The organism is Pseudomonas sp. 2848, from assembly GCF_003253945.1.
In the GTDB taxonomy this organism is placed as follows: Bacteria; Pseudomonadota; Gammaproteobacteria; order Pseudomonadales; family Pseudomonadaceae; genus Aquipseudomonas.
This window is the reverse complement of sequence record NZ_QKZD01000015.1, coordinates 18,784-45,178: the sequence shown is the minus strand read 5'-3', so window position 1 is coordinate 45,178 and position 26,395 is coordinate 18,784. Positions and strand designations below refer to the sequence as shown.

The window sequence follows — 26,395 nt, the reverse complement described above, 5'->3', positions numbered from 1 at the left end:
CTCCTATCGGCTCGGCGCCAGGCTGTGCCGGCGCGCCTGTTGCAAGGGGTTGAGGACGGCGGTCAGGGCCACGGCCAGCAGCAGTGCACCGCACATGAACAGGTACGAAGCGCCGGGGCCGCCGGTGACACCATTGAGGTAGCCGACCAGGTACGAGCCCGAGAACGAGCCCAACGCGCCCATGCTGTTGATCAGCGCCATGGCGCCCCCGGCGACGTTGACCGGCAACAGTTCGGGAACGATCGCGAAAAACGGCCCGTAGGGCGCGTACATGCAGGCGCCGGCGATCACCAGCAAGGCGTATGACCACCAGAAGTGCTCGGTACCCAGGGCATAGGAGCCGTAGAACGCCAGCGCGGCGATCAGCAACGGCGGCCAGACGAAGCGCTTGCGCTTCTGCAGGCGGTCCGAGGCCCACGACACCCCGAGCATGGCCAGCACCGCCCCCAGGTACGGCACCGCCGACAGCCAGCCGGCGGTGACGATGTCCAGCGCGGCGGCCTGCTTGAGGATCGACGGTAGCCAGAGGACGAAGCCATACACGCCGATGCTCCAGCAGAAGTACTGCAACGACAGGATGATCACCGTGGGCGAACGGAATGCCTCGGCATAGTTCTTCACCGGCTTGATGCCCTGCTGCTCGGCCTCCAGCGCTTCGCGCAGCGCGGCCTTCTCCCGGGCATCGAGCCACTTGGCCTGCTCCGGTCGGTCATCGACCAGGCGCCACCAGATAAACGCCCAGAAAATGGCCGGCGCGCCTTCGATGATGAACATCCAGCGCCAGTCGAACTGCTGCACCAGGTAGCCCGAGACCACCGACATCCACAGGATGGTCACCGGGTTGCCGAGGATCAGGAAGGTGTTGGCCCGCGAGCGCTCGGCGCGGGTGAACCAGTGGCAGAGGTAGATGAGCATGGCCGGCATCACCGCCGCCTCGACCACGCCCAGGAGAAAGCGGATGGCGATCAGCCAATAGACGTCGTGGACGATCCCGGTCAGCGTGGCCAGCCCGCCCCAGAGGATCAGGCTGGCGAAGATCAGCTTCTTCACGCTGCGCTTCTGCGCGTACAGGGCGCCCGGCACCTGGAAAAAGAAGTAGCCGAGGAAGAACAGCGCGCCGAGCAGCGACGACAGCGCCGGGGTGATCTTCAGGTCGTCGGCCATGCCCGAGGCCGCGGCGAAGCCGTAGTTGGCCCGGTCGAGGTAGGCCAGGCTGTAGGTGATGAAGACGATGGGCATGATGTACCACCAGCGTCTGGGTGCGAGTCGATCGATCTGCATGGGTGTTCTCCTGGTCTTGTTGTTCTTGTCACATCAGGTTGCGCACAGGTCGGCGCTTCAGCGTGCTTCGCGCGCAGGGTTTTCGTGGTGGTCCAGTTCATGACGTTGCGGCAGGCCTTCCATGTCGCCGCGGCTCTGCACCGCGCGGCTGCCGCACCAGTTGCCGCGGGCCACGGCGCGGCGCAGCGGGAAGCCTTCGAGCAAGGCGCTGATCACCCCGACGGCGAAGGCATCGCCCGCGCCCACGGTGTCCACTACCCGGGCGACCGGCTGGCCGGGCACCACGCCATGGGCACCCTGGGCATCGCGCCAGTAGGCGCCTTCGGCCCCCAGCTTGATGGCCACGTACTGCGCGCCCTGTTCAAGGTAGAACTCGGCGATGGCCTGCGGCGACTGCCGGCCGGTGAGCAGGCGCCCCTCCTCCAGCCCTGGCAGCACCCAGTCGGCCTTGGCCGCCAGGGCGTTGACCTCGCGCACCATGGTCTGGCGGTCGGGCCACAGCGAGGGACGCAGGTTGGGGTCGAAGGAGATGCTGCGGCCATTGGCTCGCATGCCGTCCAGCAACTGGTGACACAGTTCGCGGCAACTGCCTGAAAGCGCCGCCGGAATGCCCGTGGCATGCAGGTGCCGGGCCTGCAACAACGCCGGCCGCAGCAGCGCGGGCGACAGCCGGCTGGCCGCCGAGCCACGGCGGAAATACTCGACTTTCGGATCGCTGCCATCGTCGCAGCGCTCCTTGAGCTGGAACCCCGTGGGGTGCCCGGCATCGATCTCGACACTGGAACAGTCCAGGCCTTCGCGGCGCAGGCTGTCGAGCACGAAGGCACCGAGCGAGTCGTCACCGACCCGGCTCAGCCATTGCACCCGCAGGCCCAGGCGTGACAGGCCGATGGCCACATTGCTGTCGGCACCGGCGATGCGTTTGCCGAAGCCCTCGACCTGGGCCAGGTCGCCCGGCTGCGCCGCCACGAACATGGCCATGGTTTCACCGAAGCACAGCACGTCATGCTCAGCCATGGCACACCTGCCCTTCCAGCTCGGCCAGTTGCGCGACCTGGCGCGCCGTCAGTGCCAGCAGGTCCTCGCCGGCCAGGGGGTACTCGATTGCACGCGGCAGGCCCGGGGCGAAATGCGTCATCAATTCGCGCCACTGGGCCAGGTCGAGGTCCTCGGGCACCACGGCCACCAGGCGCCCGTCGGCGCGGCGCGCCACCGCCTTGCAGTGCACGTAGCGCACCCAATGCCCCAGCAATTGCGCGGCCAGCAGCGGCGACTCGTCGTGCCAGTACCAGTTGCCGATGTCGAAGGTCATGCCCGGCGCCACGCCCTGGGCCTGGGCCTCGCGAAAAAACTTCACCAAGGTCTGCAGCCGCCCGCCGTAGGGCGTCTGGTCGTTTTCCACGTACAGCGCCGTCTTGTGCTGCAACAGTGGCGCCAGCGCCTGCAAATCGCAGCCAGCCTGGAAATGACCCAGCGACACCTTGAGCGCCACCGCACCGATCTCACCCGCCAACTGCAGGCGCTGGGCAATCGCGGGCTCCAGGCTGCCGTCCTCGCGCCACAGTTCCAGTGGCGTGGAGTAGAGACTCTGCAGGCCATGCTCGGCGGCCAGGTTGGCCAAGGTAGCGGCATCAGGCGCGGCGTCGAACAGCTCCTCGCGCCACTCCACCCGCCGCGCCCCGGCCGCGGCGAGCAACGGCAGGTAACTGGCCTGACCGAACCGCCTCACGGCATCGGCACCGAAACTCGACAAGCTGATGGAAACAGTGTGCGTGCGCATCGTGGTAGTCCTTGTTCTTGTAGATGAAACCGGTTTCATTTTTTCCCGGCAACAACGGCGTCCGGGGCGCCGTCAGTGGTGTGATCGGGTAGAGCCCCGCGCAATGAGCTGCGCGCGCAAATCCAGGCGCCGGGCCGGCAGAGGGCTGCCTTGCAAGCGCTCCAGCAGGCACTGGAACGCCGCAGCGCCGATGCGCCCGGTGGGTTGCGCCAATGCGCTGATGCCGTCGCCCACCAGCGGGTACCAGTCCAGGTCGTCCAGCGCCAGCAGGCCCAGGTCCTGGAACAGCGGCCCGCCCCTGGCGTGCAGCACCCGCACCAGCTCCAGGGTAGCGACACCGTTGCAACTGAACAGCGCCTGCGGGCCGTGCCCTGCCCCGGCGATGAACGCGCCCAGCTGCTCGGCGAGGCCCGGGCCTACCTCCAGCACCTGCCCGCGCAACCCACGACGCCGGGCGATGGAGGCCTGGAAGGCATCCACGCGCTCCTGCCGCGAGCTGGTGCCATCGAGTGGCTCGGTGACGGCGAGGATGTCGCGATAACCGTTGTGTTCAAGGTGATCGAGCGCCTGCTCGACGGCGTCGCTGTTGTCCAGGCCCACCAGATCGACCGGCAGGCCCGCCAGTTGCCGGTCGACCAGCACCATGGGCAGGTCGCGGGCCAGGCTGGCCAGTTCCCCGGCGCGGTGGCCCAGGGTGTTCACGATCAGGCCGTCGACGTTATACGACTGCAGGGCCTGCAGCTGGCTGCGCTCCTGGGCGTCGTCACAGTCGGTGTTGCACACCACCAGGCTGTAGCCGTGCTGCCGACAGGCCGTCTCGACAGCGTGCATCACTGCCACGGAATAGGGGTTGCGGATATCCGCCAGGAGCATGCCGACCAGCCCGGTGCGGCCGCGCTTGAGGGCACTGGCCATGCGGTTGGGGCGATAGCCCAGGCGCTCGACGACGGCTTCGATCCGCTGCGCGGTCGCCTCGGCGAGCAGTTGCCGATCCTCGCCCATATAGCGCGAGACGGTTGCCTTGGAGACGCCGGCCGCCTTCGCGACCTCGCTGATAGTGACCCGCCCGCGGACGGGAACTGCGTCTTTATCCACCCCTGAGCCCTTCTTGTAGGTGTTTGTGCAGGGTTGATGAAACCGGTTTCAATGAAATCAGGGATGGCCCATGCCGTCAAGTGGCGGGCTTTGTGCCAAAGCAGGCGCATACACTGCCAAACCCTCCCTCCTGCCCTGTACCTCGGCCTTCAGAGCGGTATGGTGATACTTCGGACTTCGCTCGCCCTGCCCTGGAGATCGCCATGACCGCTCTGTTTCGTATCAGCCTGGTGCTAATGCTCGCCGGCATGGGAATGGGGGATATCGTGGTGGCCAGCGTCGGGCTGCTGGGCTTGTGCGCAGGTGCCGTGGTGCTCAGCGTTCGCCAGGATGAAGGTGAAGTTGCTGAGGTCACCGGAGAAACTGAATTCATTGCCTAGTTGTGGCGTCAGGTGTTTCCCGCAGCTCACATGAAGGAAACTTCATGATCGCCGCAGCACCCTTGCCTGCGGGCCAGGCCCATGCCTGGGCTGCGCAGGGCGGCGCTCCCGTCTTGAGCCTCACCGCCTGCCCGCGTAGCATCGCCGCCCCACCCGCCGCTCCCCTGTGCTCATGCCGCAACCCATTCCCCTCAAGGACCACGAAAAGGAAAAGCACCTGGTCAACCGCCGGCTGCTGGCCTGCGCCCTGCTGGTGCTCGGCCTGGTGGCGGTACTGGTAGGCCGGCTCTACGTGCTGCAGGTGTTGCAGCACGACCAGCAGTCGGCGGTGTCGGAAAACAACCGCGTGCACGTGCTGCCGATCCCGCCCGAACGCGGCCTGATCTACGATCGCAATGGCGTGGTGCTGGCCGACAACAAGCCCAGCTTCAACCTGACCATGACCCGCGAGCGGGCCGGCGATTCGAAGAAGGTGCTCGACAACCTGGCGCAAGTCCTGGGACTGTCCGAGGACGACCGTCAGCAGTTCGACAAGGACCTGCGCCGCGGCCGCAAGCCGTTCGAGCCGGTGACCCTGCTGGTCGGTCTGAGCGAGGAGCAAATCGCCCTGATCGCGGTCAACCAGTTCCGCCTGCCGGGGCTGGAGGTGGAGCCGCAATTCATTCGCGAGTATCCCTTGGCCGAACATTTCGCCCATTCGGTCGGCTACGTCGGACGCATCAACGAGAAAGAAGCCAAGAGCCTCGACAGCACCGCCTACCGCGGCACCCAGTCGATCGGCAAGACCGGCATCGAGCGTTTCTACGAGGACCAACTGCACGGCCAGGTGGGTTACGAGGAAGTCGAGACCAACGCCCAGGGCCGGGTGATGCGCGTGCTCAATCATCACGACCCGGTGCCGGGCAAGGACATCGTGCTGAGCCTCGACGCCCACCTGCAGCAAGCCGCCGAGAAGGCCCTGGGCGATCGGCGCGGCGCGGTGGTGGTGCTCGACCCGGCCAATGGCGACGTGCTGGCGATGGTCAGCAACCCGGCGTTCGACCCCAACCTGTTCGTCAAGGGCATCAGCTTCAAGCAGTACGCTGCCCTGCGAGACTCCATCGACCGGCCACTGTTCAACCGCGTGCTGCGCGGGCTGTATGCCCCAGGCTCGACGGTCAAGCCCGAGGTGGCCATCGCCGGCCTCGACAGCGGCGTGATCACCCCCGGCAGCCGGGTGTTCGACCCTGGCTACTACGAGCTGCCCAACTACGAGCACAAGTACCGCAACTGGAACCGCACGGGCGATGGCTGGGTGGACCTGTACAGCGCGATCATGCGCTCCAACGACACCTACTTCTACGACCTGGCGCACAAGCTGGGCATCGACCGCCTGCACGACTACATGGCCGAGTTCGGCCTCGGCCAGAAGGTCTCGCTTGACATGTTCGAGGAAGCGCCGGGGCTGATGCCGTCGCAGGCGTGGAAACGCGCCACCCGGCGCCAGGCCTGGTTCCCCGGCGAAACGCTGATTCTCGGCATTGGCCAGGGCTACATGCAGGTAACCCCGTTGCAGCTGGCCCAGGCCACCAGCCTGCTGGCCAGCAAGGGCGTGTGGCACCGTCCGCACCTGGCCCTGACGATCGGCGGCCAGGCGCCGGTCGACCCGCACCCGATGGCCGATATCGTGCTGCATGACAAGCATGCCTGGGACCAGGTCAGCCAGGGCATGCAGATGGTCATGCACGACCCGCGCGGCATTGCCCGCGCATCCGCCGCCGGCGCCCAGTACCGCATCGCCGGCAAGAGCGGCACCGCGCAGGTGGTGGCGATCAAGCAGGGTGAGCGCTACAACCGCAACAAGACCCTCGAGCGCCACCGCGACAATGCCCTGTTCGTCGGTTTTGCCCCGGCCGATCACCCGGCGCTGGTGGTGGCGGTGATGATCGAGAACGGTGAAGCCGGTGGTCGTGTGGCGGGGCCGGTGGTGCGGGAGGTGATGGATGCCTACCTGCTGGATGAGCAGGGGCATTTGAAAGACCGGTATGCCGGAGTGCAGCAGCCCAGGAACATCCCGCACAGCTAGTGTCCTGTCGCGGAAATAAGCTGTTCACTTTTGGCGGCGTCTTGGGCGCCCGGCCCGCGTTGCCACTCCTCGCCATAGCCCTGCTATGACTCGTCGCGGCGCCTTGGCCGAACACCCAAGCCACTCGCCAAAAGAGAACGTATTTCCGAGACAGGACACTAGGGTCGCGTTGCCTCAACCTGCGGCTTTCGGCATCAGGTCATAGGGGTGTTTCCACCCTGGCATGTCCTGGATCCGCTGCTTCCAGGCTTCGATATGCCCGAACTCAGCAACCGCCAGGCCGGTGTCCTCGGGCATGTATACATAGCCCGCCAGCGAAAGATCGGCGATGGTCAGCCGCCCACCCACCATGAACGGCGTCTTCGCCAGGTGCGCATCGACGATCTGGTAGGCCGCCCTGGCACGCTCGCGCAGGAAGCGGGTGACATCCGACTCGCCCATTTGCTTGAGGCAGTAGATGAAGCGCAACGCCGCGTAGTAGCTGGTGAATTTGTGGTTGTCGAACAGCATCCAGCGCCAGATTTCGCGCCTCTCGTGATCGTCACGCGGGCCGAACTGGCCGGTGTGCTCGGCCAGGTAGTCGAGGATCAGCGCCGACTGGGTAAGCTTCTCGCCGGCATGTTCCAGCACCGGCACCTCCCCTTGCTCGTTGACCGCGTCACGCCAGTCCTGCCCACGGGTCTGCCCGTGGAAGAAGTCGACGAACACCGGCGCCCAGTCCTGGCCGGTGAGTTCCAGCATCAGCGCGACCTTGTAGGCGTTTCCCGACTCGGCAAAGCAGTGGAGCGTATATTCGGCCATGGCATCCGGTTCCTTTGATTGGCAGGCTGCAGGACAGCGAGCAGATCATGGGCAAGGGTTATGGGTCAATGTCGCCATGGCTGGCAATTGCTGGCGCGTACCTGACAAATCTGTCAGTTGTCGAGCGCCACTGACAACGCCAAAGTAAAAGGGTCCCCTAGCCAGGAAATACCATGACCCAGCACAAAACAGGTAAGCAGTGGGTCGTGATATCGGCCGCTGACGCCCAAGGCTCGACCCTGTGGTATCCGTGCAGCCAGCACCCCGAGACCATCAGCTACAGCGTATTCGGCCACGACCCGGTCTCGGATCGCAGGTCATCGCTACTGCGCTTCACGGCACAGGTGCGAGAGCTTACCGGGTGTTACCTGCTGGGCAACGGATACCGTGCCTACAGCCCTGTGCTGATGCGGTTTCTCTCGACCGATGACTTGAGTCCATTTGGTGAGGGTGACGCCAATGCCTATGCCTACTGCCAGAATGATCCAGTCAACAGTGTCGATCCTTCCGGGCATATGATGAGGCGATCATCTTCAACGAGCTCCAACGAATGGAAGCCGCCAAGTCCCCCTGCCCCCATCCGGCAACCCGCTCCAATGCCTTATCATGTGAGCGCCAGCGTAGGGGCGAGCAGGAGCAGTTTCGCCAGCAAGCAATTTGAACCACAGCCGCTTTACAGCTCTGCAGAACCTGACAGCTCGACTCAAAAACATAAGCCCCTGCTGGTACAACAAAGCTACTTGGAACAAGTCGCAAACACGCACAACAACCCTAACTACAGCGCCCGCAACAACATGTATCAGCAGCCCGGCTCGAGCTCTTCTAATGTCCAGAAGCAACCCATGCCATCAACGCTGTCTCAACCTTCAACCTCGACGAGCACCGTCAGAACGACGCATGACTAGGCTCTGTACGAAATGTATCTGCACTCGCCCATACTGCGTTGAAACGGGGCTCGGAATGCTCATGTACTCCAGTACACTCCGCTTCCTCACCCCGTTTCTCCTTGTCTGGCCTTCGCGCAGACACATTTCGTACAGACCCTAAGCAATGAGGCATTACGTTCGCGAGCTTGGCGGAACTCCCTGATACCTCAGGTGCTCTTAACTGCATGCAGTAACACCCTTGGGCATCACCTTTCCGGAGGACTCGCCATGCGCCACTTACTGCTCGTTCCCTCGCTCCTGCTCCTGCTCCCTGCCGGAGCCGCCCTGGCCCGCGTCGATGCCGGGGACGTCGCCACCTCGGCGGGTGTCTCCGCTTCGCTGTACTCGACCTTCAAGGACGACAAACGGATCATCCCGGCCCGCGACGAGCTGTCCGCCTTCGTCGCCAGCGGCGGTGCCATACGCGGGGCCTATCTGGAAGCGGCGCTGGCCCAGGTGCGCCAGGCTAATCCGGGGCTGCAGGCCAGTGACGAAGAGCTGGCCCAGGCGCTGCTGTCGCAGGATGACAGGTTGGCGGATCACTGATGGACGAGGGCGACCTGGCGCCGCTTGCGCGGCGCCAGTCAGCCCGGGCGGTTGGTCACACCGAACGGGATATGCACCGACGGCACCACCGTGCTGGTGCTCTTCAGGTGCCCGGACTGGTCATCGAAGAAGATGTGCGGCTTGAGCACCTGCAATACCCTGCGCTTCTCGATGCCGCCCAGGAAAAACGCGTCGTTGGCCATAACCCCCCAGCTTTTCAGGGTATTGAGCGCCCGCTCGTGTGAAGGTGCGTTGCGCGCCGTGACGATCGACACCCGCAGGCGGTTCTCGTAAGTGGGATTGGCCAGCTTGTGCTGCTCCTCGGCCGCCTGGATGCGGGCAATGCGCACGAAGAACTCCTTGAGCGGGCCGGGGTTGTGCGGCTGGGTGACATTGATCACTTCATGGGCGTGGAAGCTGCCCAGGCCGCCCGACTGCATCACCGCTTCCGACTCATCGCCGGCCAGCACACCGTCGAAGTCGAAGGCGATGCGCAGGTTATCGTCGCTTTCATCGTCGTCGAACTTCGAATCCAGCACCTGCCCCGCCGGGTAACCAGCCTTGATCGCGGCGTCCACGTGCTGCTTGTCGGCGGACAGGAACAGCGCGATGTTCAACGCCGGGATGTACTCATACGGCGAGCGGCCTTGGGTGAAGATTGCCCGGGTCATGTTCAAGCCGTAGTGACCAATGGTCTTCATCACCCGCATGCCGGTGTCCGGGTCGTTCTGCGACAGCAACACCACCTCCACCAGCGGGTCCTCGGGGTCGCCGCGCAGGTCATTGAGCGCCAGCAGGCGCTTGATGAAGGGATAGGCAATGCCCTTGCCCAGCGGCTCATCCAGGTGCTGCTCCTGGTACTTGCGGTATTGTGCCTCGCCGTCGCGGCGGAACACGGCGTCCGACTCGCTCAGGTCGAACACGGCGCTGGAAGCGACACCGATGACCAGGCGATCATCCAGTTCGAAGGCCATGGGGCATTCCTTGTGTGGGTAGATGTTCTGCGCGATGCCGTTCAGCTGTCGCTGCGGCCGTGCAGGCGCGAAGTCCAGTCCTCGACCTGGCGTTGCTCCAGGCGTTTTTCCAGGGTCCGGCGCCAGTTCGGCACCAGTGGCAGTTCCAGGCATTCACGCAACAGGCCGGGCTCCAGCTGTTTGTCGAACAGCACCGCCGAAAGCCGCGCCACCGACCACTGGCCATAGGGCCGCTCGACCAGTTGCAGGGCATCGCCCACCTGTACCTCGCCCTCCTCCAGCACCCGGTAGTACCAGCCGGTGCGTCCGCTCTGCTGCACCCGCAGCGCCATCTGCGCCACGTCGAAACGGTCGTTGAGCTTCCAGCACGGCATGCGCCCCTGGGAGATCTCCAGCAACGCCGTGCCGACGCGGATACGGTCGCCCAGACACACATCGGTCTCGCGCCAGCCGCTGCTGCTGAAGTTTTCGCCGAAGGCACCGGGCCGGGTCAGCAAGGGGTGTTCGCCGAGTTCAGCGACCCAGTCGGGGTAGTGATCGCGGGGGTAATGATGGATGGCCTTGTCGACGCCGCCGTGCACGCGCAGATCGCCCTGTTCGTCGCCGGCGATACCGAGCAAGGTCACCCGCAAGGGGCCTTGGCGGGGTTGCTTGTCGATGGCGCTGAGGGAACCTGGGCGGGTGAATGGCCGGGCACTGCCGGTGAGCAGGCAGTCCAGGCGCGGGCTGGGCGAGGTCATGCGGCGGTCTCGTGAGAAGGACCGGGAGAGCTTACACCAGAGCCCGCGAGAGGCCCAACCGACCGATTGCCGGAGCTGCTCAGAGCATAGTCCGCCAAGGTCGGCGCCACAGGGCTTCAGCCCAACGGCAGACCCACCTCGGCCACCAGGAAGTCGATGAGCACGCGGACCTTCAGTGGCATGTGCCGGGCCTGGGGATAGACCAGCATGAACGGCCGCGACGTGCCGCCATATCCGGCCAGCACCTCCACCAGCTCGCCGCTGTCCAGGGCGTCCTGCACGGTGAACCGGTAGGCCTGCATCAGGCCGCCGCCGTGACGCACCAGGGTGGTGGTGGCGAGAAAGTCGCCCAGGCAGGTGAAGTCACCCTGGGTTTCCAGCTCGACCCATTGCCCCTGGCGACGAAAACTCCAGGGGGGACGCCGGCCATTGCTGGGCAGTTCGAACTGGATGCACTGGTGCCCGGCCAAGTCCTCAAGGGTCTGTGGCACACCGGCCTGGGCCAGGTAGCCCGGGGTGGCGACCACCACCAGCTCGGCATCCTCCAGGCGCCGGGCCACCAGCCGCGAGTCGGCCGGTGCGCGGCCGCGAATCGCCAGGTCGAAATGCTCTTCGGCGAAATCGACGTTGCGGTTGCTCACGTGCACATCCACCTGCACCCGCGGATAGCGTTGGCGAAAGCGCGGCAACAGTGGCAACAGGCGGTGATGAGCATAAGGCGTCGGCGCGCTGATGCGCAGGCAGCCTGCCGGCTCGAGCTGGCCACCGGTGACCTGGCGCTCGGCCTCGACCAATTGACCCAATGCCTGGCGGCAATGCTGGTAGTAGGCCTGGCCAGCCTCGCTCAAGCGCATCTGCCGGGTTGTACGCACGAACAGGCGCACGCCCAGGCGTTCCTCCAGGCGCGCCACCGAGCGGCTCACCGCCGCGGGGGTGACACTGGCGAGGGTCGCGGCCTCGGTAAAGCTGCCGGCATCGGCAGCAAGACAGAACAGCTCCAGGCTGCCCAGTTGCAGATCATCGAAGTGGCGGGTCATGGGCGGCTCGATTGATTACATGATGTATCGATTGAAATACCACAGGCCTCATTTTTCAAGTCGGCGTTGCAGCCTAGAGTGGCTGCACACCCGAGCACTGGCTCGATCCACCGGAGATTTTCCCCATGAGCACCGCAAGAACCGTCATCATCACCGGCGCCTCCAGCGGCCTGGGCTTCGCCCTGGCCCAGGCCTTCCTCGAGCGTGGCGACAACGTGGTCGGCAACGCCCGCACCCAGGTTCGCCTGGACCAGGCCGCCGCCCGCCTGGGCAACCCGCGTGGCTTTATCGGCGTGGCCGGCGACATCGCCGAGAAAGCCACCGCCGAGCGGTTGTTCGCCGCCGCCCAGGAAGCTTTTGGCCGGGTCGATATCATGGTCAACAACGCCGGCATCTTCATCCCGAAACCTGTGACCGACTACACCGAGGCCGATGTCGACGCGCTGGTCGGCACCAACCTCAAGGGCTTCTTCTACCCCGCCCAGGCCGCCGCCCGGGTGATGAAGGCCCAAGGGCACGGGCATATCGTCGCGATCACCGCTTCGGTGGCGCTGCAACCGGACACCCGCGTGCCGGCACTGTTGCCGGTGCTGGTCAAGGGCGGGCTGAACCAGGCGGTCAAGGGCCTGGCGCTGGAACTGGCTGCCAGCGGCGTGCAGGTCAACGCCGTGGCCCCGGGGATCATCGACACCCCGCTGCACAACGGCAACACCGAAGGCCTCGGCGCACTGTCGCCGAGCGGACGCACCGGCCAGCCCGAGGACGTGGTGAACGCCGTGCTGTACCTGACCGACGCGCGCTTCGTCAGCGGCGCCGTGCTGCCCGTCGACGGTGGCAGCACCGCCGGCACCTGGCACTGAAACGGGAGCCACGCACATGCCTTATGTCCATATCCGCGTCACCGAAGAAGGCGTCACGGCCGAACACAAACGCCAGCTGATCGAAGGCACCACGCGTTTGCTCGAACAGGTGCTGAACAAGCCACCGGCAAGCACTTTCGTGGTCATCGAGGAGGTGCCCACCGACAACTGGGGGGTCGCGGGTGAGACTGTGACGGCGCTGCGCCAGCGCGAGCGGCGCTGAAACCATCACGGGCGAAAGGGTAATGTCTGTCAGTTCGCGTCACTGGGGCTGCTACGCAACCCCTCGCCGGCAAGCCGGCTCCCACAGGTACAGCGCGGAACTCACGAATTGCGCGGACCCTGTGGGAGCCGGCTTGCCGGCGAAGGGGCGCCTGCGCGCCCCGGGTTTCAGCCTCGGCCCACCGATCGTGCTACACGGTCCACCGCGATACGCGTCTTCTCCACCAGTTCGTCCAGCTCGCCACGGCTGGCCACCAGGGCCGGCGCCATGATCATCCGCCCCAGGGTCGAGCGGATGATCACCCCTTCCTCGAAACCGAAAGTGCGGCACTGCCAGGCCAGGTCGTTCTCGTTGGCGAAGCGCTTGCGCGTGGCCTTGTCCTCGGCGAACTGCAAGGCTGCCACCAAGCCGGTGCCCTGTACTTCACCGATCAACGGGTGATCGGCGAACACCTCGCGCAGGATGCGCTGCAGGTACGGGCCAGTGTCGTCCTTGACCCGGCGCACGATACCCTCGTCGCGCAAGGCCTTGAGGTTGGCGATGGCTACCGCCGCCGCCACCGGGTGGCCGGAATAGGTCAGGCCGTGGGCGAACACCCCGCCCCGCTCCACCAAGGCCTCGGCGATACGCTTGCTCAGCACCAGGCCGCCCATGGGCACGTAGCCGCTGGTCAGGCCCTTGGCGATGGACAGCGTATCCGGCTCGAAGCCGAAGTGCTGGTGGGCGAACCATTCGCCGGTGCGGCCGAAACCACCAATCACCTCGTCGGCGCACAGCAGCACGTCGTACTGGCGGCAGATGCGCTGGATCTCGGGCCAGTAGCTCTCGGGCGGGAAGATCATGCCGCCGGCGCCCTGGAACGGCTCGGCGATGAAGCCTGCGACATTCTCGGCGCCCAGTTCGAGGATCTTCTCCTCCAGTTGCTGGGCGCAACGGCGGCCGAACTCCGCCGGGGTCAGATCTCCACCGGCGGCGAACCAGTACGGTTCGTCGATATGCGCCACATCCGGGATCAACCCGCCCATCTCGTGCATGAACTTCATGCCACCCAACGCCGTGGCCGCCAGGGTCGAGCCGTGGTAGCCGTTCCAGCGGCCGATCATGATCTTCTTGCGCGGCTGGCCGACCACCTGCCAGTAACGGCGCACGGTGCGGATCAGCACCTCGTTGGCCTCGGAGCCGGAGTTGGTGTAGATAGCGTGGCTGTAGTGGCCGGGCAGCAGGCTGAACAGCAGCTCGGACAGCTCGATCACCGCCGGGTGGGTGGTGTGGAAGAACATGTTGTAGTACGGCAGCTGGTCCATCTGTGCGGCCGCAGCGGCGGTCAGGTCCTTGCGGCCATAGCCGAGCTGGGTGCACCACAGGCCGGACATGCCGTCCAGGTAGCGGCGGCCGTCGTTGTCCCACAGGTACAGGCCCTCGCCGCGGGTGATGACCCGCGGTCCCTCGGCGTTGAGCGCCTTCTGGTCGAGGAAGGCATGGATGTGGTGGGCGGCGTCGCCAGCCTGGTAGTCGCGGGTATCGCGTTTGCCGGTCGCCGGGGTGATGGGTGCGTTCATTGTTGTTCTCCTCGGGTGAATATCAGCGCAGCTGGATCCAGGTGGTCTTGAGCTGGGTGTACTTGTCGAACGAATGCAGCGAGAGGTCGCGGCCGAAACCGGACTGGCGCCCGCCCCCGAAGGGCACGGTCACATCCAGGGCGTCGACGGTGTTGACCGACACCGTGCCGGCCCTGAGCCGTCGGGCAACGCGGTGGGCACGGTTGAGATCGTCGCTCCACACCGACGCGGCCAGCCCATAAACGCTGTCGTTGGCCAGGGCGATGGCCTCTTCCTCGTCGTCGAAGGTGCTGACCGCCAGCACCGGGCCGAAGATTTCGTCGCGGGCCAAGGCCATGTCCTGGCGCACGTCGGTGAAGATCGTCGGCGTGATGAAGTTGCGCGAGCCGTTCACGCTCAGGCGCTCACCGCCGCAGCGTAGTCGTGCGCCCTGCTCCCGGGCCTGGCCGATGGCGGCTTCGATACGCGCGGTCTGCGTGGCATCGACGATGGCCCCGGCACGGCTGACCGGATCCAGCGGGTCGCCCGGCAGCCATTCACGGGCCTGGCGCAGCAGACGCTCGACGAACTCGTCGTGGATCGAGCGCTGCACGTACAGCCGCGAATTGGCCGAGCACACCTCGCCCTGGTTGAAGAAGATGCCGAACGCGGCCTTTTGCGCCGCCAGGTCGAGGTCGCGGCAATCGTCGAACACCAGGTTCGGGCTCTTGCCGCCGCATTCGAGCCACACCTGCTTGAGGTTCGACTGCGCCGAATACTGCATGAAGTACTTGCCCACCTGGGTGGAGCCGGTGAACACCAGGCAATCCACGTCCGGGTGCAGGCCCAGGGCACGGCCAGCGGTTTCGCCCAGGCCCGGTACCACGTTGAGCACGCCCTCCGGCAACCCGGCCTCCAGGGCCAGCTCGGCCAGGCGCAGGGCCGAGAATGGCGACTGCTCGGCGGGCTTGAGCACCACGCTGTTGCCTGCGGCCAGCGCCGGGGCGACCTTCCAGGCGGCCATGTCCAGCGGGAAGTTCCACGGCACCACCGCGCCGACCACGCCCAACGCCTCGCGGCTGATCATCGCCACGGCGCTGGCGGCGGTCGGGGCGACCTGGTCATAGAGCTTGTCCAGCGCTTCGCCATACCAGGCGAACACCTGGGCCGCGCCGGGCACATCGATGGTGTAGGCATCCATCACCGGCTTGCCCATGTTCAGCGAATCGAGCAGCGCCAGTTCCTCGCGGTGGGCCAACATCAGCTCGGCCAGGCGCAGCAGTACGCGCTTGCGCTCGGCCGGCGCCATGCGTGCCCAGGGACCGTGCTCGAAGGCGCGGCGGGCGGCGCTCACCGCCTGGTCGATCTCGCTGTCGGCACAGGCGGTGACCTGGGCCAGGCACTGCTCGGTCGCCGGGTTGATGGCGGCGAAGGTGGCGCCGTCGCGGGCCACCACCGGGCGTCCGTCGATCAACGCGGTGGTGATGAAGCTTTGCCGCGCGGCGCGCTGCAGCCAATCGCTTTTCGTATGCACGCAGGTCTCCCCTCCGGCCACACCCGGGCCGGTGATTGTCGTTGTCTGGATGAGGTGAAGCGGTGTGTCAGCGCCGTCGCAGGTAGCTTTCCAGCGGGTCCTTGCTCAAGCCTTCCTGGGCCTGGGCCAGCGAGGCGATGAACAGCGAGAACAGCTCGGCCTGGGTGGCGATATCGAGCTTGGCGTAGAGGTTCTTGCGGTGGGTCTTGACCGTGTCTTCGCTGATGCCCAGGCGCTCGGCCAGCGAACGCGTGGAATGGCCGCGCAGCAGGTACTGGGCAACATGGCACTCACGCTCGGTGAGCAAGGACGAGCCGAAGTTGTTCAGCGCGGCGTTGATCTGCCGCCCAAGCGCGCTTTCGAAGCGCCCGCCCAGGGCCTCGGCATCCAGCTGCCCCCAGTGCCGGCGCACCACCGCCGCCACCCAGGCGGCGACGCACTTGAGCTCGGCCACCTGGCGACTGCCCAGGCGCCGGGTGCTACCCAGGGCCACGGCGATGGTCAGCTGGGCGTCCAGCGGCACCAGGTAGTTGAGTTCGTCCTCCAGGTGCGCGTGCTGGTAGAACGAGGTGTAGTACTCGCTGCGCTTGAAGTGGTCGGGGGCGACATCGCTCAGGCGATAGCAACCGGCGGGCACGCCGTCCATGCAGGCGCGGTAGAACGGGCACAGCAGGTAGTAGCCTTCGAGGTACTTCTGCACGTTGCCCTCGGGCAGCCAGGGCCCCTCGTCGTCCTTGGCGAACAGCGCCGACGGCAGGCCCTTGCGCGGATACAGGAACACGGTGATGGCCTGGCACGCTGCCAGCTGGTTAAGCGCGGCGAACAGTGCCTCGACGAAGCCTGGGGTGCCGATGGCGTCGACCACGCGGGCCATCTGCGCATACCAGTTGGGCGAATTCAGCTGGGCATTGCTCATTATTGTCTTCCCCGCCAGGGTGAGTGCTGGCCGGGATTGTTTCATGGGGGGGACAGGGCGGCTATCACCCTTCGGGGTGAGAGGCGACCGTCGTTCAGCCTGTAGCGACGCCATCGAGAGGCAAGCTCCGCTCCTACAGGTAACCTGTAGTTGCTACAGTGGGTGCCTCGGCCAAGAGCGCGCGTGACGACAAAAATGCAGGGCAGCCCTGCAGATTTGCCAATTGTGCAAGGTAAATTTGCATGACAGGATCGACCGATCCGCTCGCGCACTCCAGGACTTCACTTGGAAAATCAATAACAAAGCAGGGAGACCGCGATGACCGCGCACGCTCAACCCTCGGCAACGGATCAGGTACTGGCCGAGGTCCGCAACCACATTGGCCACCTCACCCTCAACCGCCCCGCCGGCCTCAACGCCCTGACCCTGGACATGGTGCGCAGCCTGCAGCACCACCTCGACCAATGGGCGCAGGATCCACAGGTGCAGGCCGTGATGCTGCGTGGCGAGGGGCCCAAGGGTTTCTGCGCCGGCGGCGACATCCGCTCGCTGCACGACAGCTTCAAGGCCGGCGAAAAGCTGCACGAGGACTTCTTCGTCGAGGAATATGCCCTGGACCTGTGCCTGCACCGCTACCGCAAGCCGGTGCTGGTATTGATGGACGGCTTCACCCTCGGCGGCGGCATGGGCCTGGCCCAGGGCTGCGACCTGCGCATCGTCACCGAGCGCAGCCGCCTGGGAATGCCCGAGGTGGGTATCGGCTACTTCCCGGACGTCGGCGGCAGCTACTTCCTGTCCCGCGTGCCCGGCGAGCTGGGCATCTACCTGGGCGTCAGCGGTACCCAGGTCAAGGCCGCCGACGCCCTGTACTGCGGCCTCGCCGACTGGTACCTGGACAGCGCCAGGCTGGCCGCGCTGGATGAAGGCCTGGACCGCCTGGTGTTCGGCGAGCACCCGCTCAAGGACCTGCAGGGCCTGCTGGCCAAGCTCGGCACCCAGGTGCTCGAGGACGCCCCGCTGGCGCGCCTGCGCCCGGTGATCGACCACTTCTTCGCCCTGCCCGACCTGCCCAGCATCATCGAACAGCTGCGCGCCGTGACCATCGGTGACAGCCATCAATGGGCACTGGACACCGCGGCCCTGCTGGAGACCCGCTCGCCGCTGGCCATGGCCGTGACCCTGGAGCTGCTGCGCCGTGGCCGCCACCTGAGCCTGGAAGACTGTTTCGCCATGGAACTGCACATCGACCGCCAGTGGTTCGCCCACGGCGACATCATCGAGGGCGTGCGCGCCCTGATCATCGACAAGGACAAGCAGCCGCGCTGGAACCCGCCGACCCTGGGCGAACTCACCGCGCAGCGCGTCGACCAATTCTTCGAAGGCCTGTGAGCCCGGGAGTACACAGATGCAAGACCTGGAACTGAGCGAAGAACAGATCATGATCCGCGACATGGCGCGCGACTTCGCCCGCGGCGAGATCGCCCCCCATGCCCAGGCCTGGGAGAAGGCCGCCTGGATCGATGACGACGTGGTACGCAAGATGGGCGAGCTGGGCCTGCTCGGCATGGTGGTGCCGGAAGACTTCGGCGGCAGCTACACCGACTACGTCGCCTATGCCCTGGCGGTCGAGGAGATCGCCGCCGGCGACGGCGCCATCGGGGCGCTGATGAGCATCCACAACTCGGTGGGCTGTGGCCCCTTGCTGGCCTACGGCACGCCTGAACAACAGCAAGCCTGGCTGCCGCCACTTGCCAGCGGCGAGGTGATCGGCTGCTTCTGCCTGACCGAGCCCCAGGCCGGCTCCGAGGCCCACAACCTGCGCACCCGCGCCGCACTGGTCGATGGCCAGTGGGTGATCAATGGTGCCAAGCAGTTCGTCAGCAATGCCCGCCGCGCCAAGCTGGCCATCGTCTTCGCCGTCACCGACCCGGAGCTGGGCAAGAAAGGCCTCTCGGCGTTCCTGGTGCCCACCGACAACCCTGGGTTCAAGGTCGATCGCAGCGAACACAAGATGGGCATCCGCGCCTCCGACACCTGCGCGGTGACCCTGGACAACTGCCGCATCCCGGCCGCCAACCTGCTCGGCGAGCGCGGCAAGGGCCTGGCCATTGCCCTGTCCAACCTCGAAGGCGGGCGCATCGGTATCGCCGCCCAGGCCCTGGGCATCGCCCGCGCGGCCTTCGAGGCGGCACTTACCTACTCACGCGAGCGCATCCAGTTCGGCAAGCCGATCAACGAGCACCAGAGCATCGCCAACCTGCTGGCCGACATGCAGGTGCAGATCAACGCCAGCCGCTTGCTGATCCTCCACGCCGCGCGTCTGCGCAGCGCGGGCAAGCCTTGCCTGTCGGAGGCCTCCCAGGCCAAGCTGTTTGCCTCCGAGATGGCCGAGCGGGTCTGCTCGATGGCGATCCAGGTGCATGGCGGCTACGGCTACCTGGAAGACTATCCGGTGGAGAAGTACTATCGGGATGCACGGATCACCCAGATCTACGAGGGCTCCAGCGAGATCCAGCGGATGCTGATCGCCCGTGAGCTGAAGCATTATCCGATCTGACGTACCCATCGCGGGTCAAGCCCGCTCCCAAGGTGGAGCAGCCTTGACCCGCGATGAATTGTTCAACCAATGAGATTTATTCGTCTCATATGATACAGTAATGGATCTTTCGTCTCTTTTCGCCTGCCCGACAGCCGAACCCCGACTCGAGGTCCCACATGCGCAGATCCCTCCAAGAAGAACGCCTGCTCAAGGCGCTGGCCCATGCCATTGTCGTCCATCCCCGCGCCACCCTGAAAGAGTTGGCGGAAACCGCCGGGGTCAGCAAGGCCACCCTGCACCGCTTCTGCGGCACCCGCGAAAACCTGGTGAACCTGCTCGAGGACCATGGCGAGCACGTGCTAAACCAGGTCATCCAGGAAGCCGACCTGGAGCGCACCGAACCCTTGGTCGGCATTCGCCACCTGATCGCCGAGCACCTCAAGCACCGCGAAATGCTGGTGTTCCTGATGTTCCAGTACCGCCCCGACACCTTGCTCAACAACGCCGAGGATCTGCGCTGGCAGGCCTACACCCAGGCCATGGACGCGTTCTTCCTGCGCGCCCAGCAACTGGGCGTGCTGCGCATCGACATCAGCGCGGCGGTGTTCACCGAAATGTTCATGACCATGATCTACGGCATGGTCGATGCCGAGCGCCGGGGCCGCGCCGCCAGCGCCAACACCGCGCAGACCGTGGAACAGTTGTTCCTCAACGGCGCGCGGGCCCAGGCCTGACGCTGAGGGCGGCTACCGCCCCTGCCCGCCCGCCAGCGCCTCGATGCTGATCTCGCGCATCCTGAACTTCTGCACCTTGCCGGTCACCGTCATCGGGAATTCATCGACGAAGCGGAAATGGCGCGGCACCTTGAAATGCGCGATGCGCGCCCGCGCCCATTCTCGCAGTTCTTCCTCGCCCAGGGTCTGCCCCGGGTGCAGGCGAATCCAGGCGACGATCTCCTCGCCATAGCGGCTGCAGGGGATGCCGATCACCTGCACGTCGGCCACCGCCGGGTGGGTGAAGAAGAACTCCTCCAGCTCCCGCGGATAGATGTTCTCGCCACCGCGGATGATCATGTCCTTGCTGCGCCCGACGATGCGCACGTAGCCCTGTTCGTCCATCACCGCCAGGTCGCCGGTGTGCATCCAGCCCTCGGCGTCGATGCTCTCGGCGGTGGCCTTGGGGTTGTCCCAGTAGCCGAGCATCACGCTGTAGCCGCGGGTGCACAGCTCGCCGACCTCGCCGCGTGCCAGGGTAGTGCCTGCGCTGTCGATCACCTTGCTCTGCAGCCACGGCTGGGTGCGGCCGACGCTGGTCACCCGGCGCTCCAGGTCGTCGGCGGCGCCGGTCTGCAACGACACCGGGCTGGTCTCGGTCATGCCGTAGGCGATCTGCACCTCGCCCATGTGCATCTCGTCGATTACCCGGCGCATCACCTCGATCGGGCAGGTGGCGCCAGCCATGATCCCGGTGCGCAGGCTGGACAGGTCGAACTCATGGCGACGCGGGTGATCGAGCTCGGCGATGAACATGGTCGGCACGCCGTACAGGGCGGTGGCGCGTTCTTCGGCCACGGCCTGCAGGGTGAGCAGCGGATCGAAGGCGTCATTGGGGTAGATCAGGGTGCTGCCGTGGGTCATGCAGCCGAGGTTGGCCATGACCATGCCAAAGCAGTGGTACAGCGGCACCGGCACCACCAGCCGGTCGTGCTCGGTCAATCCGAGGCTTTCGCCGACCATGTAGCCGTTGTTGAGGATGTTGTGGTGGCTGAGGGTCGCGCCCTTGGGAAACCCGGTAGTGCCGGAGGTGTACTGGATGTTGATCGGCGCGTGCCGGTGCAGGCTGGCCTGGCGTGTGGCCAGTTGCCCGAGGGCGGTTTCACCGGCACGGGCCTGCAACGCCGACCAGGCCAGGAAGCCACCAGGTGGCGTGGCCGCCAGGCTGATGACCCCGCGCAACGCGGGCAGGCGCGCGCTTTGCAGCTCGCCCGCTCGGCAGGCGCGAAGTTCGGGCACCAGGTCCAGCAGCATGGCGTGGTAGTCGGAGGTCTTGAAGGCGTCGGCGCAGATCACCCACTGGCAGGCCGACTGGCCCAGGGCGTATTCCAGTTCGCTGGTGCGGTAGGCCGGGTTGATGTTGACCAGGATCGCGCCGATCTTGGCGCTGGCGAACTGGGTGATGCACCATTCGGCGCAGTTGGGCGCCCAGATCCCTAAGCGGTCGCCGACCTGCACGCCCAGGGCCATCAGCGCGCGGGCATGCTGGTTGACCGCATCGGCCAGCTGTCGCCAGGTGTAGCGCAACTGCTGGTGGCTGACGATCAGGGCCTCGCGGTCGGGGAAGCGGGCGACGGTGGCGTCGAAGGCGTCACCGATGCACTGGGTGAGCAATGGAGTGACATTAGAGCCTTGGGTGTGGCTGGGCTGTGGCATGGGCTGTCTCTTGTCTTTGTTTTGCCTGACGTGGCCCTATCGCGGGGCAAGCCCGCTCCCACCGGTCCAGTGTGGTCGGCGTGGGAGCGGGCTTGCCCCGCGATGGCGTTAGCGAACGAACACCTGCGGCGTGGTGGTCGACATGTCGCCACCGGGCAGTTTGATGTTCCCCACCTTCTCCAGCGTATTGGGGTCGAACACCGCCAGGTCGTTGAACGTCCCGCCCAGGTAAAGCTTGTCGCCGGCCTTGTCGAAGGTCACGCAGTAGTAGGTATGGTCCAGGTTGGCGGCCTTGACCAGCTTCTTCTGCGCGATGTCGTAGCGGGCCAGGCGATTGAGCACGCCGTACATCTGGTTCGGGTCCTTCGGCGAGCGCAGGCCGGTGAAGTACAGCTCGGTCAGCTCGGCGAACTCCTGGGTATGGGCCTTGCCGGTCTTCAGGTCGATGCTCAGGTAGCCGTAAAGCGGCTCGGCGCTGGCCGGGTCCTGCTTGGCGTCCTTGAACCTGGCGATGGTGTAGAGCATCGAGAACTCGTGCAACGAGCTCTGGTGCGGCCAGAAATACAGCACGTCCGGCGCGCTGTAGCCCGGGCGGTTCCAGCTGCGCAGCGGCAGTGCGACGGTGTATTTGCCGGTGTTGACGTCCAGCTTGTAGATGTCTGGCCCAGCCACATAGAGACTGCCGTCGTCGGCGGTGCGCATCAGGTACACCTGGCGCGGCATCGGGAAGGTGCGCACGGGCTTGGCATCCAGGCCGTCGCCGGTGCGGAACACCTCCAGGCGCGGCGGCTTGACCACATAGTGGTCGTTCAGGCGCTGGCTGGGGTTGACCGTGGCGTACACCTCCTTGCCGTCGGGGCTGATGGCGAAGGAGTACATGGCCTTGCCGACCTCGCCCGGCACGCTGGACAGGTTGGCGTGGAAGGTGGTCTTGCAGCTGTCCAGGTCGATGCCATAGATATCGGCGAAATGATTGTTGAGCACGTAGGCGGTGCGGTTGTCCGGCGCCATCATCGCCGTGCCGGGGCCGAACGAATCGGGCATGCGGCAGGTCTTGTACAGCGTGTCGCTGGCCACCTCGACCACGTGCAGGTTGTTCGGGTAGTTGGTGGCGATCAGGTATTCATGGCCGGGCTTCAGGGCCTTGCTTGCGTCGTCGGCCTGGGCCGCCCAGGCGCAGGCCGTGGCGGCGACGGTGAGCGCGAGTTGCGCGCAGAATCCAGGTTTCATGCGGTTTCCCCTTGTCGTTCTATTTGTCTTTCGGGAATACGGTGCCGAGGTTGCGCCAGTCTTCGGCGGAGTTGGTCGCCTGGGCGTTCCAGTCCTGGTAGGTGCTCATCATGTCCGGCACCTGGGCTGGCCACCAGCAAGGGTCGGAGCAACCGTACAGGTCGGCCTCCATCGGCTGGCACAGCGAGCTGACGCCACCGAAGGCGTCCACTTCCCAGCCCGGGTCGGTGGTGGCGGTGCAGCCGGCCACGGCGCTCATCGCCAGCACGTCCTCGACGCGGTCTTCGGCGGCCGCCTGCTCGAGGATGCGCGCCTTGTTGTTCAGCGGTTTGAGGTGCTTCATGTCAGTGCGCCTTCCGGGGTGTGATGTAGCGATCGATGAAAGCCGGGTTGGCGGCCATGATGCGGCTGTAGACCTCGATGCCGAAGTCGACCCAGTCGCGCATCAGCTCGCAATAGTGGTAGGTCGGATGCTGCGGGTCGCCGTAGCGGGCGTAGCTTTCGTGGTAGCAACCGCCGGAACACAGGTTGCGGATGCGGCAGCTGTCGCAGCCGGTGCCGCTGCGGTCCAGGCGCTGCGAGAGAAAATCGTTGAGCTGCGCCTGCTTCACGCCCTGGTGCACATTGCCGAAGGTCGGCAGGCTGGAGCCGGTGAAGCGGTGGCACAGGTTCAGCTCGCCCTCGTGGTCCACCGCCAGCATCTTCAGCCCGGCACCGCATGGCAGGGCCTTCTTGTGGCCTTCGTGAATGTCGGTGATCAGCTGGTGCAGGTTGGAGAAACCGATGTTGCGGTGCGCCAGCGCCGCCTCCAGGTAACGCCGGCCCAGGGCCTTCATGTTGGCGAACACCTGCACCAGCTCGTCGCCGGTGAGGTTGAAGTCGGCCATGTCACCGGAGGTCACCGGGGCGAACCCCACCTCGGCGAAGCCCATCTCGTTGAACAGGTGGTTCCAGATGGTCTCGACATCGGTGATGCCACGGGTCAGCGTCACCCGCGCCCCCACCGGCCGGCTGCGGTAACGCGACAGCAGCATGTCGGCCTTGCGCCGCACCACGTCGTACGTGCCCTGCCCGCCCACAGTGATGCGGTTGCGGTCGTGCACGGTCTTGGGCCCGTCGATGCTGATCGACAGGCCGAAACGATGCGCATCGAGCCAGTCGACAATCTCTTCGGTGAGCAGCGTGGCATTGGTGGTCATGATGAACTCGACCTGCTTGCCCGCCTCGGCGAAGCGTCGCTCGCAGTACGCCACCATGTGCTCGATCAACGCCCGGTTGGACAGCGGCTCGCCACCGAAGAACACCACGCTGTAGCGCTCCTCGTTCGGCGACTCCTTGAGCAGCATCTCCACCGAGGCTTCTGCGGTGGCGCTGTTCATCTTCTTGCCCGCGGAGGGCTTGTCGAGGTCCTCTTTGTAGCAGTAGGTGCAGCTGAGGTTGCAGCCGGTGTTGACGTTGAGCACCACGGTGTTCAGCGCGGTGCGCTCGACCTGTTTCAGGGCGATTTCCGGGGTCAGCGGCGAGCCGTCGCTGACCACTTCCAGGGCGATCAGCTCGCGCAGGGTTTCCTCGATGTCCTGCCCGTCGAATTGCTGGCCGAGCTGCAGCAGCAGTTCCTCGGCGGAACAGCCCTGGCGGCGCAGGGTGTCGATGATGCCGCCGGTCACCGCGTCGGTGGCGAACAGCGAACTGCTGGGGATATGGAACAGCATGCGGTCGGCATCGACCTGCACTTCGTGCAGGTTGCGTTCGACCAGGTTCAGTAGTGCGCCCATGGCGACCTCCCGATAAGCAATTGGTCAGGTTGATGCCTATGGCAGCGGCGGATTGTTCCAGCGCTGCACGGTGACGATCATGTGGCCCTCGCCCTGCTGGCCACCGTCGGCGAGGGTGGCGATCACCTTCAGGTTGCCGGCGTTGTTGGTCATCATCTTGCGCTCGGGGTTGGGCCCTGCCCCGCCCGGCACGAACACGCCGTCGGCCTGCATCTGCCCGGCGAACCTGACGTCCTCGTCCTCGACCGCCCGTTCGTTGAACGGCTCGACTTTCCAGGTCGCCGGCAGGTAGCCGATGCGCAGCGGCTGGCCACTGGCGTCCTTGCCCCAGGCTTCAGCCTCGAAACGGCCCTGCACCTTGGGCACCGAGGCGCCGTTCTCGCCGATGCGGGCGATGGAGAACGCCGGCACCACCTTGACCTCATCGACCTTGTCGTACACCGCCAGTTGCACGCCCTTGAGCGCGCCCACCGCCACCTCGCGCTGGCCGGCGGCGGCTTCCTTGGCGGCGCGGGCCTTGACCCGGATCAGCGTCGGCGTCGACTCCAGCACTTCGGTCACCTGCACGCCCGCGCCCAGGTCGGGCTTGCCGGATAGGTCGCTGCCCACCAGGGTGATCTCGCTGTCGCTGCCAGCCTTGATGAACGCCGGCTGGACCGCCAGCAGGCGCCCCTGCCCGGCCTTCGCCGCACTGAAGTCCAGGCCGCGCTCGTCGTGCTCGGCCTCGAACATGCGGCCCTTCATCTGCCCGTCGATGGCGGCGAACACCTGGCGCAGGTTGGCCTCGCCCACCTTGACGTTGCCGCGCCATTCATAGCCGTTGTAGAGGATCGCCGAACCGCTGCCGTTGAACGGCGTGCCGTCGGCGTAGGCGCCCTTGACCTCGACCTTGAAGGTATCGCCCTGCTCGGCGCTGACCGTCATCACCCCACGCACGTCACCCTTGGCCAGCATATGGCCACTGAACGCCCACTGTCCGGCCAGGACCTTGGACTCGGGCCGGGCCTTGAGCCACTCGGCCCAAGCCGGGTTGTCGAGGGGGAAGCGCTTGGCCAGGTCGGGCACCATCTGCTTGAGGGCGATGTCCAGCCAGTCGCGGTCGCGGGCCTGGGCCTGGTATTCGAGGGACGGCCATTGGCCGAGGTGGAAGTTGACCAGGTGCTCCCACTCCTTGGCCGGACGCCGTTGCAGGGCGACCCGGGCGCCGGAGTGACAGCGGCCGCACATCTGGCTGAGCGGGTCGTCGAAGTGTTCGACGGTATTGAGCCGGCGTTCCATGGCGTAGCGCACACCGTCGGTCTCGCTGGGCGCCAGGCCCTGCTTGTCGGCCAGGTACTTGACCAGGGTGCGGCGGTCGTCGTCGCTGATCTGCAAGCCATGCATCACCTGCATGCGGGCGATGCTCATCAGCCAGCCCTCGGGGGTCTTGCGCTGGTGGCTGATGCGGCTGTAGCTGTCGTTGCCTTCGGGGATATGGCACCCCATGCACTTGTTCTGCAACAGGCTCGGGCCCTGCTCGGCCGCCATGGCCTGGGCGGACAGCAGTGCGGTGGCGACCAGCGCCAGTGTGCCCGCCTGCCGCCGGAGTCGAGTCGTCTTCAAGGTCAGACCTCCACGGTATCGTTCTTATCGTTATTCGCACGCTGCGGTGTGCATCTGACAGTAGCGATACAGGAAGTGTGCCAATTGCGGCAAATATGTTTCGCATCAACGATTTGAGCGCAGA

Annotated in this window: 25 protein-coding genes; 9 read left to right on the top strand and 16 right to left on the bottom strand. The window is 65.8% G+C overall.

Annotated elements, in window-relative coordinates:
• Nucleotides 1–3 precede the first annotated feature (3 nt).
• From DFS21_RS23570 to DFS21_RS23555, 4 genes are all read right to left on the bottom strand, one after another.
• A complete protein-coding gene (locus tag DFS21_RS23570) occupies nt 4–1,281 on the bottom strand; it encodes an MFS transporter (RefSeq protein WP_111533250.1) in 1,278 nt (425 codons plus the stop codon).
• Nucleotides 1,282–1,338: 57 nt separating this feature from the next.
• A complete protein-coding gene (locus tag DFS21_RS23565; RefSeq protein WP_111533249.1) occupies nt 1,339–2,298 on the bottom strand; it encodes a sugar kinase in 960 nt (319 codons plus the stop codon).
• A complete protein-coding gene (locus DFS21_RS23560; protein ID WP_110704022.1) occupies nt 2,291–3,061 on the bottom strand; it encodes a sugar phosphate isomerase/epimerase in 771 nt (256 codons plus the stop codon). Before DFS21_RS23560 ends, DFS21_RS23565 begins: the two co-directional genes overlap by 8 nt.
• Before the next feature lie 72 nt (nt 3,062–3,133).
• The gene (locus DFS21_RS23555; RefSeq protein WP_110704020.1) at nt 3,134–4,156 is read right to left on the bottom strand and encodes a LacI family DNA-binding transcriptional regulator; all 1,023 of its coding nucleotides are present in this window, start codon (nt 4,154–4,156) and stop codon (nt 3,134–3,136) included.
• A 203-nt stretch (nt 4,157–4,359) separates the two neighbouring features.
• On the opposite strand from DFS21_RS23555, the gene DFS21_RS26795 reads away from it, so the two are divergent.
• Nucleotides 4,360–4,536, top strand: a complete 177-nt coding sequence (locus tag DFS21_RS26795) for a hypothetical protein (RefSeq protein ID WP_178082055.1) — start codon at nt 4,360–4,362, stop codon at nt 4,534–4,536.
• A 172-nt stretch (nt 4,537–4,708) separates the two neighbouring features.
• Entirely contained in the window at nt 4,709–6,601 is a 1,893-nt protein-coding gene (gene mrdA / locus DFS21_RS23550) for a penicillin-binding protein 2 (protein ID WP_111533248.1), read from the top strand.
• Nucleotides 6,602–6,775: 174 nt separating this feature from the next.
• Here the strand turns inward: mrdA and DFS21_RS23545 are convergent, their stop codons facing one another.
• Nucleotides 6,776–7,402: a glutathione S-transferase family protein gene (locus DFS21_RS23545; protein ID WP_111533247.1), complete on the bottom strand. Its 627-nt coding sequence runs from the start codon at nt 7,400–7,402 to the stop codon at nt 6,776–6,778.
• A gap of 173 nt (nt 7,403–7,575) precedes the next feature.
• Between DFS21_RS23545 and DFS21_RS23540 the strand changes: the two genes are divergently transcribed.
• Nucleotides 7,576–8,307, top strand: a complete 732-nt coding sequence (locus DFS21_RS23540) for an RHS repeat-associated core domain-containing protein (RefSeq protein ID WP_110704014.1) — start codon at nt 7,576–7,578, stop codon at nt 8,305–8,307.
• 249 nt (nt 8,308–8,556) lie between these two features.
• Nucleotides 8,557–8,874: a DUF2388 domain-containing protein gene (locus DFS21_RS23535; protein ID WP_111533246.1), complete on the top strand. Its 318-nt coding sequence runs from the start codon at nt 8,557–8,559 to the stop codon at nt 8,872–8,874.
• Nucleotides 8,875–8,912: 38 nt separating this feature from the next.
• On the opposite strand, the gene DFS21_RS23530 is transcribed toward DFS21_RS23535, so the two are convergent.
• The 3 genes from DFS21_RS23530 to DFS21_RS23520 all read right to left on the bottom strand — a co-directional run bounded on the left by DFS21_RS23530 (nt 8,913) and on the right by DFS21_RS23520 (nt 11,625).
• On the bottom strand, nt 8,913–9,848 hold the full coding sequence (locus DFS21_RS23530; protein ID WP_102684840.1) for a 5'-nucleotidase: 936 nt from the start codon (nt 9,846–9,848) through the stop codon (nt 8,913–8,915).
• Nucleotides 9,849–9,889: 41 nt separating this feature from the next.
• Nucleotides 9,890–10,588 (bottom strand): MOSC domain-containing protein, encoded by a 699-nt coding sequence (locus tag DFS21_RS23525; protein WP_111533245.1) that lies wholly within the window; start codon nt 10,586–10,588, stop codon nt 9,890–9,892.
• A 116-nt stretch (nt 10,589–10,704) separates the two neighbouring features.
• On the bottom strand, nt 10,705–11,625 hold the full coding sequence (locus DFS21_RS23520) for a LysR family transcriptional regulator (protein WP_111533244.1): 921 nt from the start codon (nt 11,623–11,625) through the stop codon (nt 10,705–10,707).
• Between the two features lie 125 nt (nt 11,626–11,750).
• Here DFS21_RS23520 and DFS21_RS23515 point away from each other — a divergent pair, with 125 nt between their 5' ends.
• A complete protein-coding gene (locus DFS21_RS23515; protein WP_111533243.1) occupies nt 11,751–12,485 on the top strand; it encodes an SDR family NAD(P)-dependent oxidoreductase in 735 nt (244 codons plus the stop codon).
• 16 nt (nt 12,486–12,501) lie between these two features.
• Nucleotides 12,502–12,708, top strand: a complete 207-nt coding sequence (locus DFS21_RS23510; protein ID WP_046855364.1) for a 4-oxalocrotonate tautomerase family protein — start codon at nt 12,502–12,504, stop codon at nt 12,706–12,708.
• A 167-nt stretch (nt 12,709–12,875) separates the two neighbouring features.
• Here DFS21_RS23510 and DFS21_RS23505 read toward each other — a convergent pair whose 3' ends face one another.
• The 3 genes from DFS21_RS23505 to DFS21_RS23495 form a co-directional block, all read right to left on the bottom strand.
• The gene (locus DFS21_RS23505; RefSeq protein WP_111533242.1) at nt 12,876–14,267 is read right to left on the bottom strand and encodes an aspartate aminotransferase family protein; all 1,392 of its coding nucleotides are present in this window, start codon (nt 14,265–14,267) and stop codon (nt 12,876–12,878) included.
• Between the two features lie 22 nt (nt 14,268–14,289).
• Nucleotides 14,290–15,780, bottom strand: a complete 1,491-nt coding sequence (locus tag DFS21_RS23500) for an aldehyde dehydrogenase (protein WP_111533241.1) — start codon at nt 15,778–15,780, stop codon at nt 14,290–14,292.
• Between the two features lie 67 nt (nt 15,781–15,847).
• On the bottom strand, nt 15,848–16,696 hold the full coding sequence (locus DFS21_RS23495) for a helix-turn-helix transcriptional regulator (RefSeq protein WP_110704000.1): 849 nt from the start codon (nt 16,694–16,696) through the stop codon (nt 15,848–15,850).
• Nucleotides 16,697–17,014: 318 nt separating this feature from the next.
• On the opposite strand from DFS21_RS23495, the gene DFS21_RS23490 reads away from it, so the two are divergent.
• From DFS21_RS23490 to DFS21_RS23480, 3 genes are all read left to right on the top strand, one after another.
• Nucleotides 17,015–18,085 carry an enoyl-CoA hydratase/isomerase family protein gene (locus DFS21_RS23490; protein ID WP_111533240.1) on the top strand — a complete coding sequence of 357 codons (1,071 nt, stop codon included), beginning with the start codon at nt 17,015–17,017 and terminating at the stop codon, nt 18,083–18,085.
• 16 nt (nt 18,086–18,101) lie between these two features.
• The gene (locus DFS21_RS23485) at nt 18,102–19,253 is read left to right on the top strand and encodes an acyl-CoA dehydrogenase family protein (RefSeq protein ID WP_110703996.1); all 1,152 of its coding nucleotides are present in this window, start codon (nt 18,102–18,104) and stop codon (nt 19,251–19,253) included.
• A 158-nt stretch (nt 19,254–19,411) separates the two neighbouring features.
• The gene (locus DFS21_RS23480; protein WP_110703995.1) at nt 19,412–19,969 is read left to right on the top strand and encodes a TetR/AcrR family transcriptional regulator; all 558 of its coding nucleotides are present in this window, start codon (nt 19,412–19,414) and stop codon (nt 19,967–19,969) included.
• Between the two features lie 12 nt (nt 19,970–19,981).
• Here DFS21_RS23480 and DFS21_RS23475 read toward each other — a convergent pair whose 3' ends face one another.
• The 5 genes from DFS21_RS23475 to peaA form a co-directional block, all read right to left on the bottom strand.
• Nucleotides 19,982–21,664: an AMP-binding protein gene (locus tag DFS21_RS23475; RefSeq protein ID WP_111533239.1), complete on the bottom strand. Its 1,683-nt coding sequence runs from the start codon at nt 21,662–21,664 to the stop codon at nt 19,982–19,984.
• 108 nt (nt 21,665–21,772) lie between these two features.
• On the bottom strand, nt 21,773–22,894 hold the full coding sequence (gene peaD / locus DFS21_RS23470) for a quinohemoprotein amine dehydrogenase subunit beta (protein WP_111533238.1): 1,122 nt from the start codon (nt 22,892–22,894) through the stop codon (nt 21,773–21,775).
• 19 nt (nt 22,895–22,913) lie between these two features.
• The gene (gene qhpC, locus DFS21_RS23465) at nt 22,914–23,237 is read right to left on the bottom strand and encodes a quinohemoprotein amine dehydrogenase subunit gamma (RefSeq protein ID WP_094012540.1); all 324 of its coding nucleotides are present in this window, start codon (nt 23,235–23,237) and stop codon (nt 22,914–22,916) included.
• 1 nt (nt 23,238) lies between these two features.
• Nucleotides 23,239–24,669: a quinohemoprotein amine dehydrogenase maturation protein gene (peaB, locus tag DFS21_RS23460; protein ID WP_111533237.1), complete on the bottom strand. Its 1,431-nt coding sequence runs from the start codon at nt 24,667–24,669 to the stop codon at nt 23,239–23,241.
• Nucleotides 24,670–24,705: 36 nt separating this feature from the next.
• A complete protein-coding gene (peaA, locus tag DFS21_RS23455; RefSeq protein ID WP_111533236.1) occupies nt 24,706–26,271 on the bottom strand; it encodes a quinohemoprotein amine dehydrogenase subunit alpha in 1,566 nt (521 codons plus the stop codon).
• Nucleotides 26,272–26,395 lie beyond the last annotated feature (124 nt).

Bases quoted from the DNA above. Each gene is read 5' to 3' on its own strand.
- DFS21_RS23565 (WP_111533249.1), bottom strand. From the start codon at position 2,298: ATGGCTGAGCATGACGTGCTGTGCTTCGGTGAAACCATGGCCATGTTC.
- DFS21_RS23475 (WP_111533239.1), bottom strand. From the start codon at position 21,664: ATGCCACAGCCCAGCCACACCCAAGGCTCTAATGTCACTCCATTGCTC.
- DFS21_RS23545 (WP_111533247.1), bottom strand. From the start codon at position 7,402: ATGGCCGAATATACGCTCCACTGCTTTGCCGAGTCGGGAAACGCCTAC.
- DFS21_RS23540 (WP_110704014.1), top strand. From the start codon at position 7,576: ATGACCCAGCACAAAACAGGTAAGCAGTGGGTCGTGATATCGGCCGCT.
- DFS21_RS23505 (WP_111533242.1), bottom strand. From the start codon at position 14,267: ATGAACGCACCCATCACCCCGGCGACCGGCAAACGCGATACCCGCGAC.
- DFS21_RS23480 (WP_110703995.1), top strand. From the start codon at position 19,412: ATGCGCAGATCCCTCCAAGAAGAACGCCTGCTCAAGGCGCTGGCCCAT.
- mrdA (WP_111533248.1), top strand. From the start codon at position 4,709: ATGCCGCAACCCATTCCCCTCAAGGACCACGAAAAGGAAAAGCACCTG.
- peaD (WP_111533238.1), bottom strand. From the start codon at position 22,894: ATGAAACCTGGATTCTGCGCGCAACTCGCGCTCACCGTCGCCGCCACG.
- DFS21_RS23490 (WP_111533240.1), top strand. From the start codon at position 17,015: ATGACCGCGCACGCTCAACCCTCGGCAACGGATCAGGTACTGGCCGAG.
- DFS21_RS23570 (WP_111533250.1), bottom strand. From the start codon at position 1,281: ATGCAGATCGATCGACTCGCACCCAGACGCTGGTGGTACATCATGCCC.
- DFS21_RS23560 (WP_110704022.1), bottom strand. From the start codon at position 3,061: ATGCGCACGCACACTGTTTCCATCAGCTTGTCGAGTTTCGGTGCCGAT.
- DFS21_RS23510 (WP_046855364.1), top strand. From the start codon at position 12,502: ATGCCTTATGTCCATATCCGCGTCACCGAAGAAGGCGTCACGGCCGAA.
- DFS21_RS23535 (WP_111533246.1), top strand. From the start codon at position 8,557: ATGCGCCACTTACTGCTCGTTCCCTCGCTCCTGCTCCTGCTCCCTGCC.
- DFS21_RS23515 (WP_111533243.1), top strand. From the start codon at position 11,751: ATGAGCACCGCAAGAACCGTCATCATCACCGGCGCCTCCAGCGGCCTG.
- DFS21_RS23520 (WP_111533244.1), bottom strand. From the start codon at position 11,625: ATGACCCGCCACTTCGATGATCTGCAACTGGGCAGCCTGGAGCTGTTC.
- DFS21_RS23495 (WP_110704000.1), bottom strand. From the start codon at position 16,696: ATGAGCAATGCCCAGCTGAATTCGCCCAACTGGTATGCGCAGATGGCC.
- qhpC (WP_094012540.1), bottom strand. From the start codon at position 23,237: ATGAAGCACCTCAAACCGCTGAACAACAAGGCGCGCATCCTCGAGCAG.
- DFS21_RS23530 (WP_102684840.1), bottom strand. From the start codon at position 9,848: ATGGCCTTCGAACTGGATGATCGCCTGGTCATCGGTGTCGCTTCCAGC.
- DFS21_RS23525 (WP_111533245.1), bottom strand. From the start codon at position 10,588: ATGACCTCGCCCAGCCCGCGCCTGGACTGCCTGCTCACCGGCAGTGCC.
- DFS21_RS23485 (WP_110703996.1), top strand. From the start codon at position 18,102: ATGCAAGACCTGGAACTGAGCGAAGAACAGATCATGATCCGCGACATG.
- DFS21_RS26795 (WP_178082055.1), top strand. From the start codon at position 4,360: ATGACCGCTCTGTTTCGTATCAGCCTGGTGCTAATGCTCGCCGGCATG.
- peaB (WP_111533237.1), bottom strand. From the start codon at position 24,669: ATGGGCGCACTACTGAACCTGGTCGAACGCAACCTGCACGAAGTGCAG.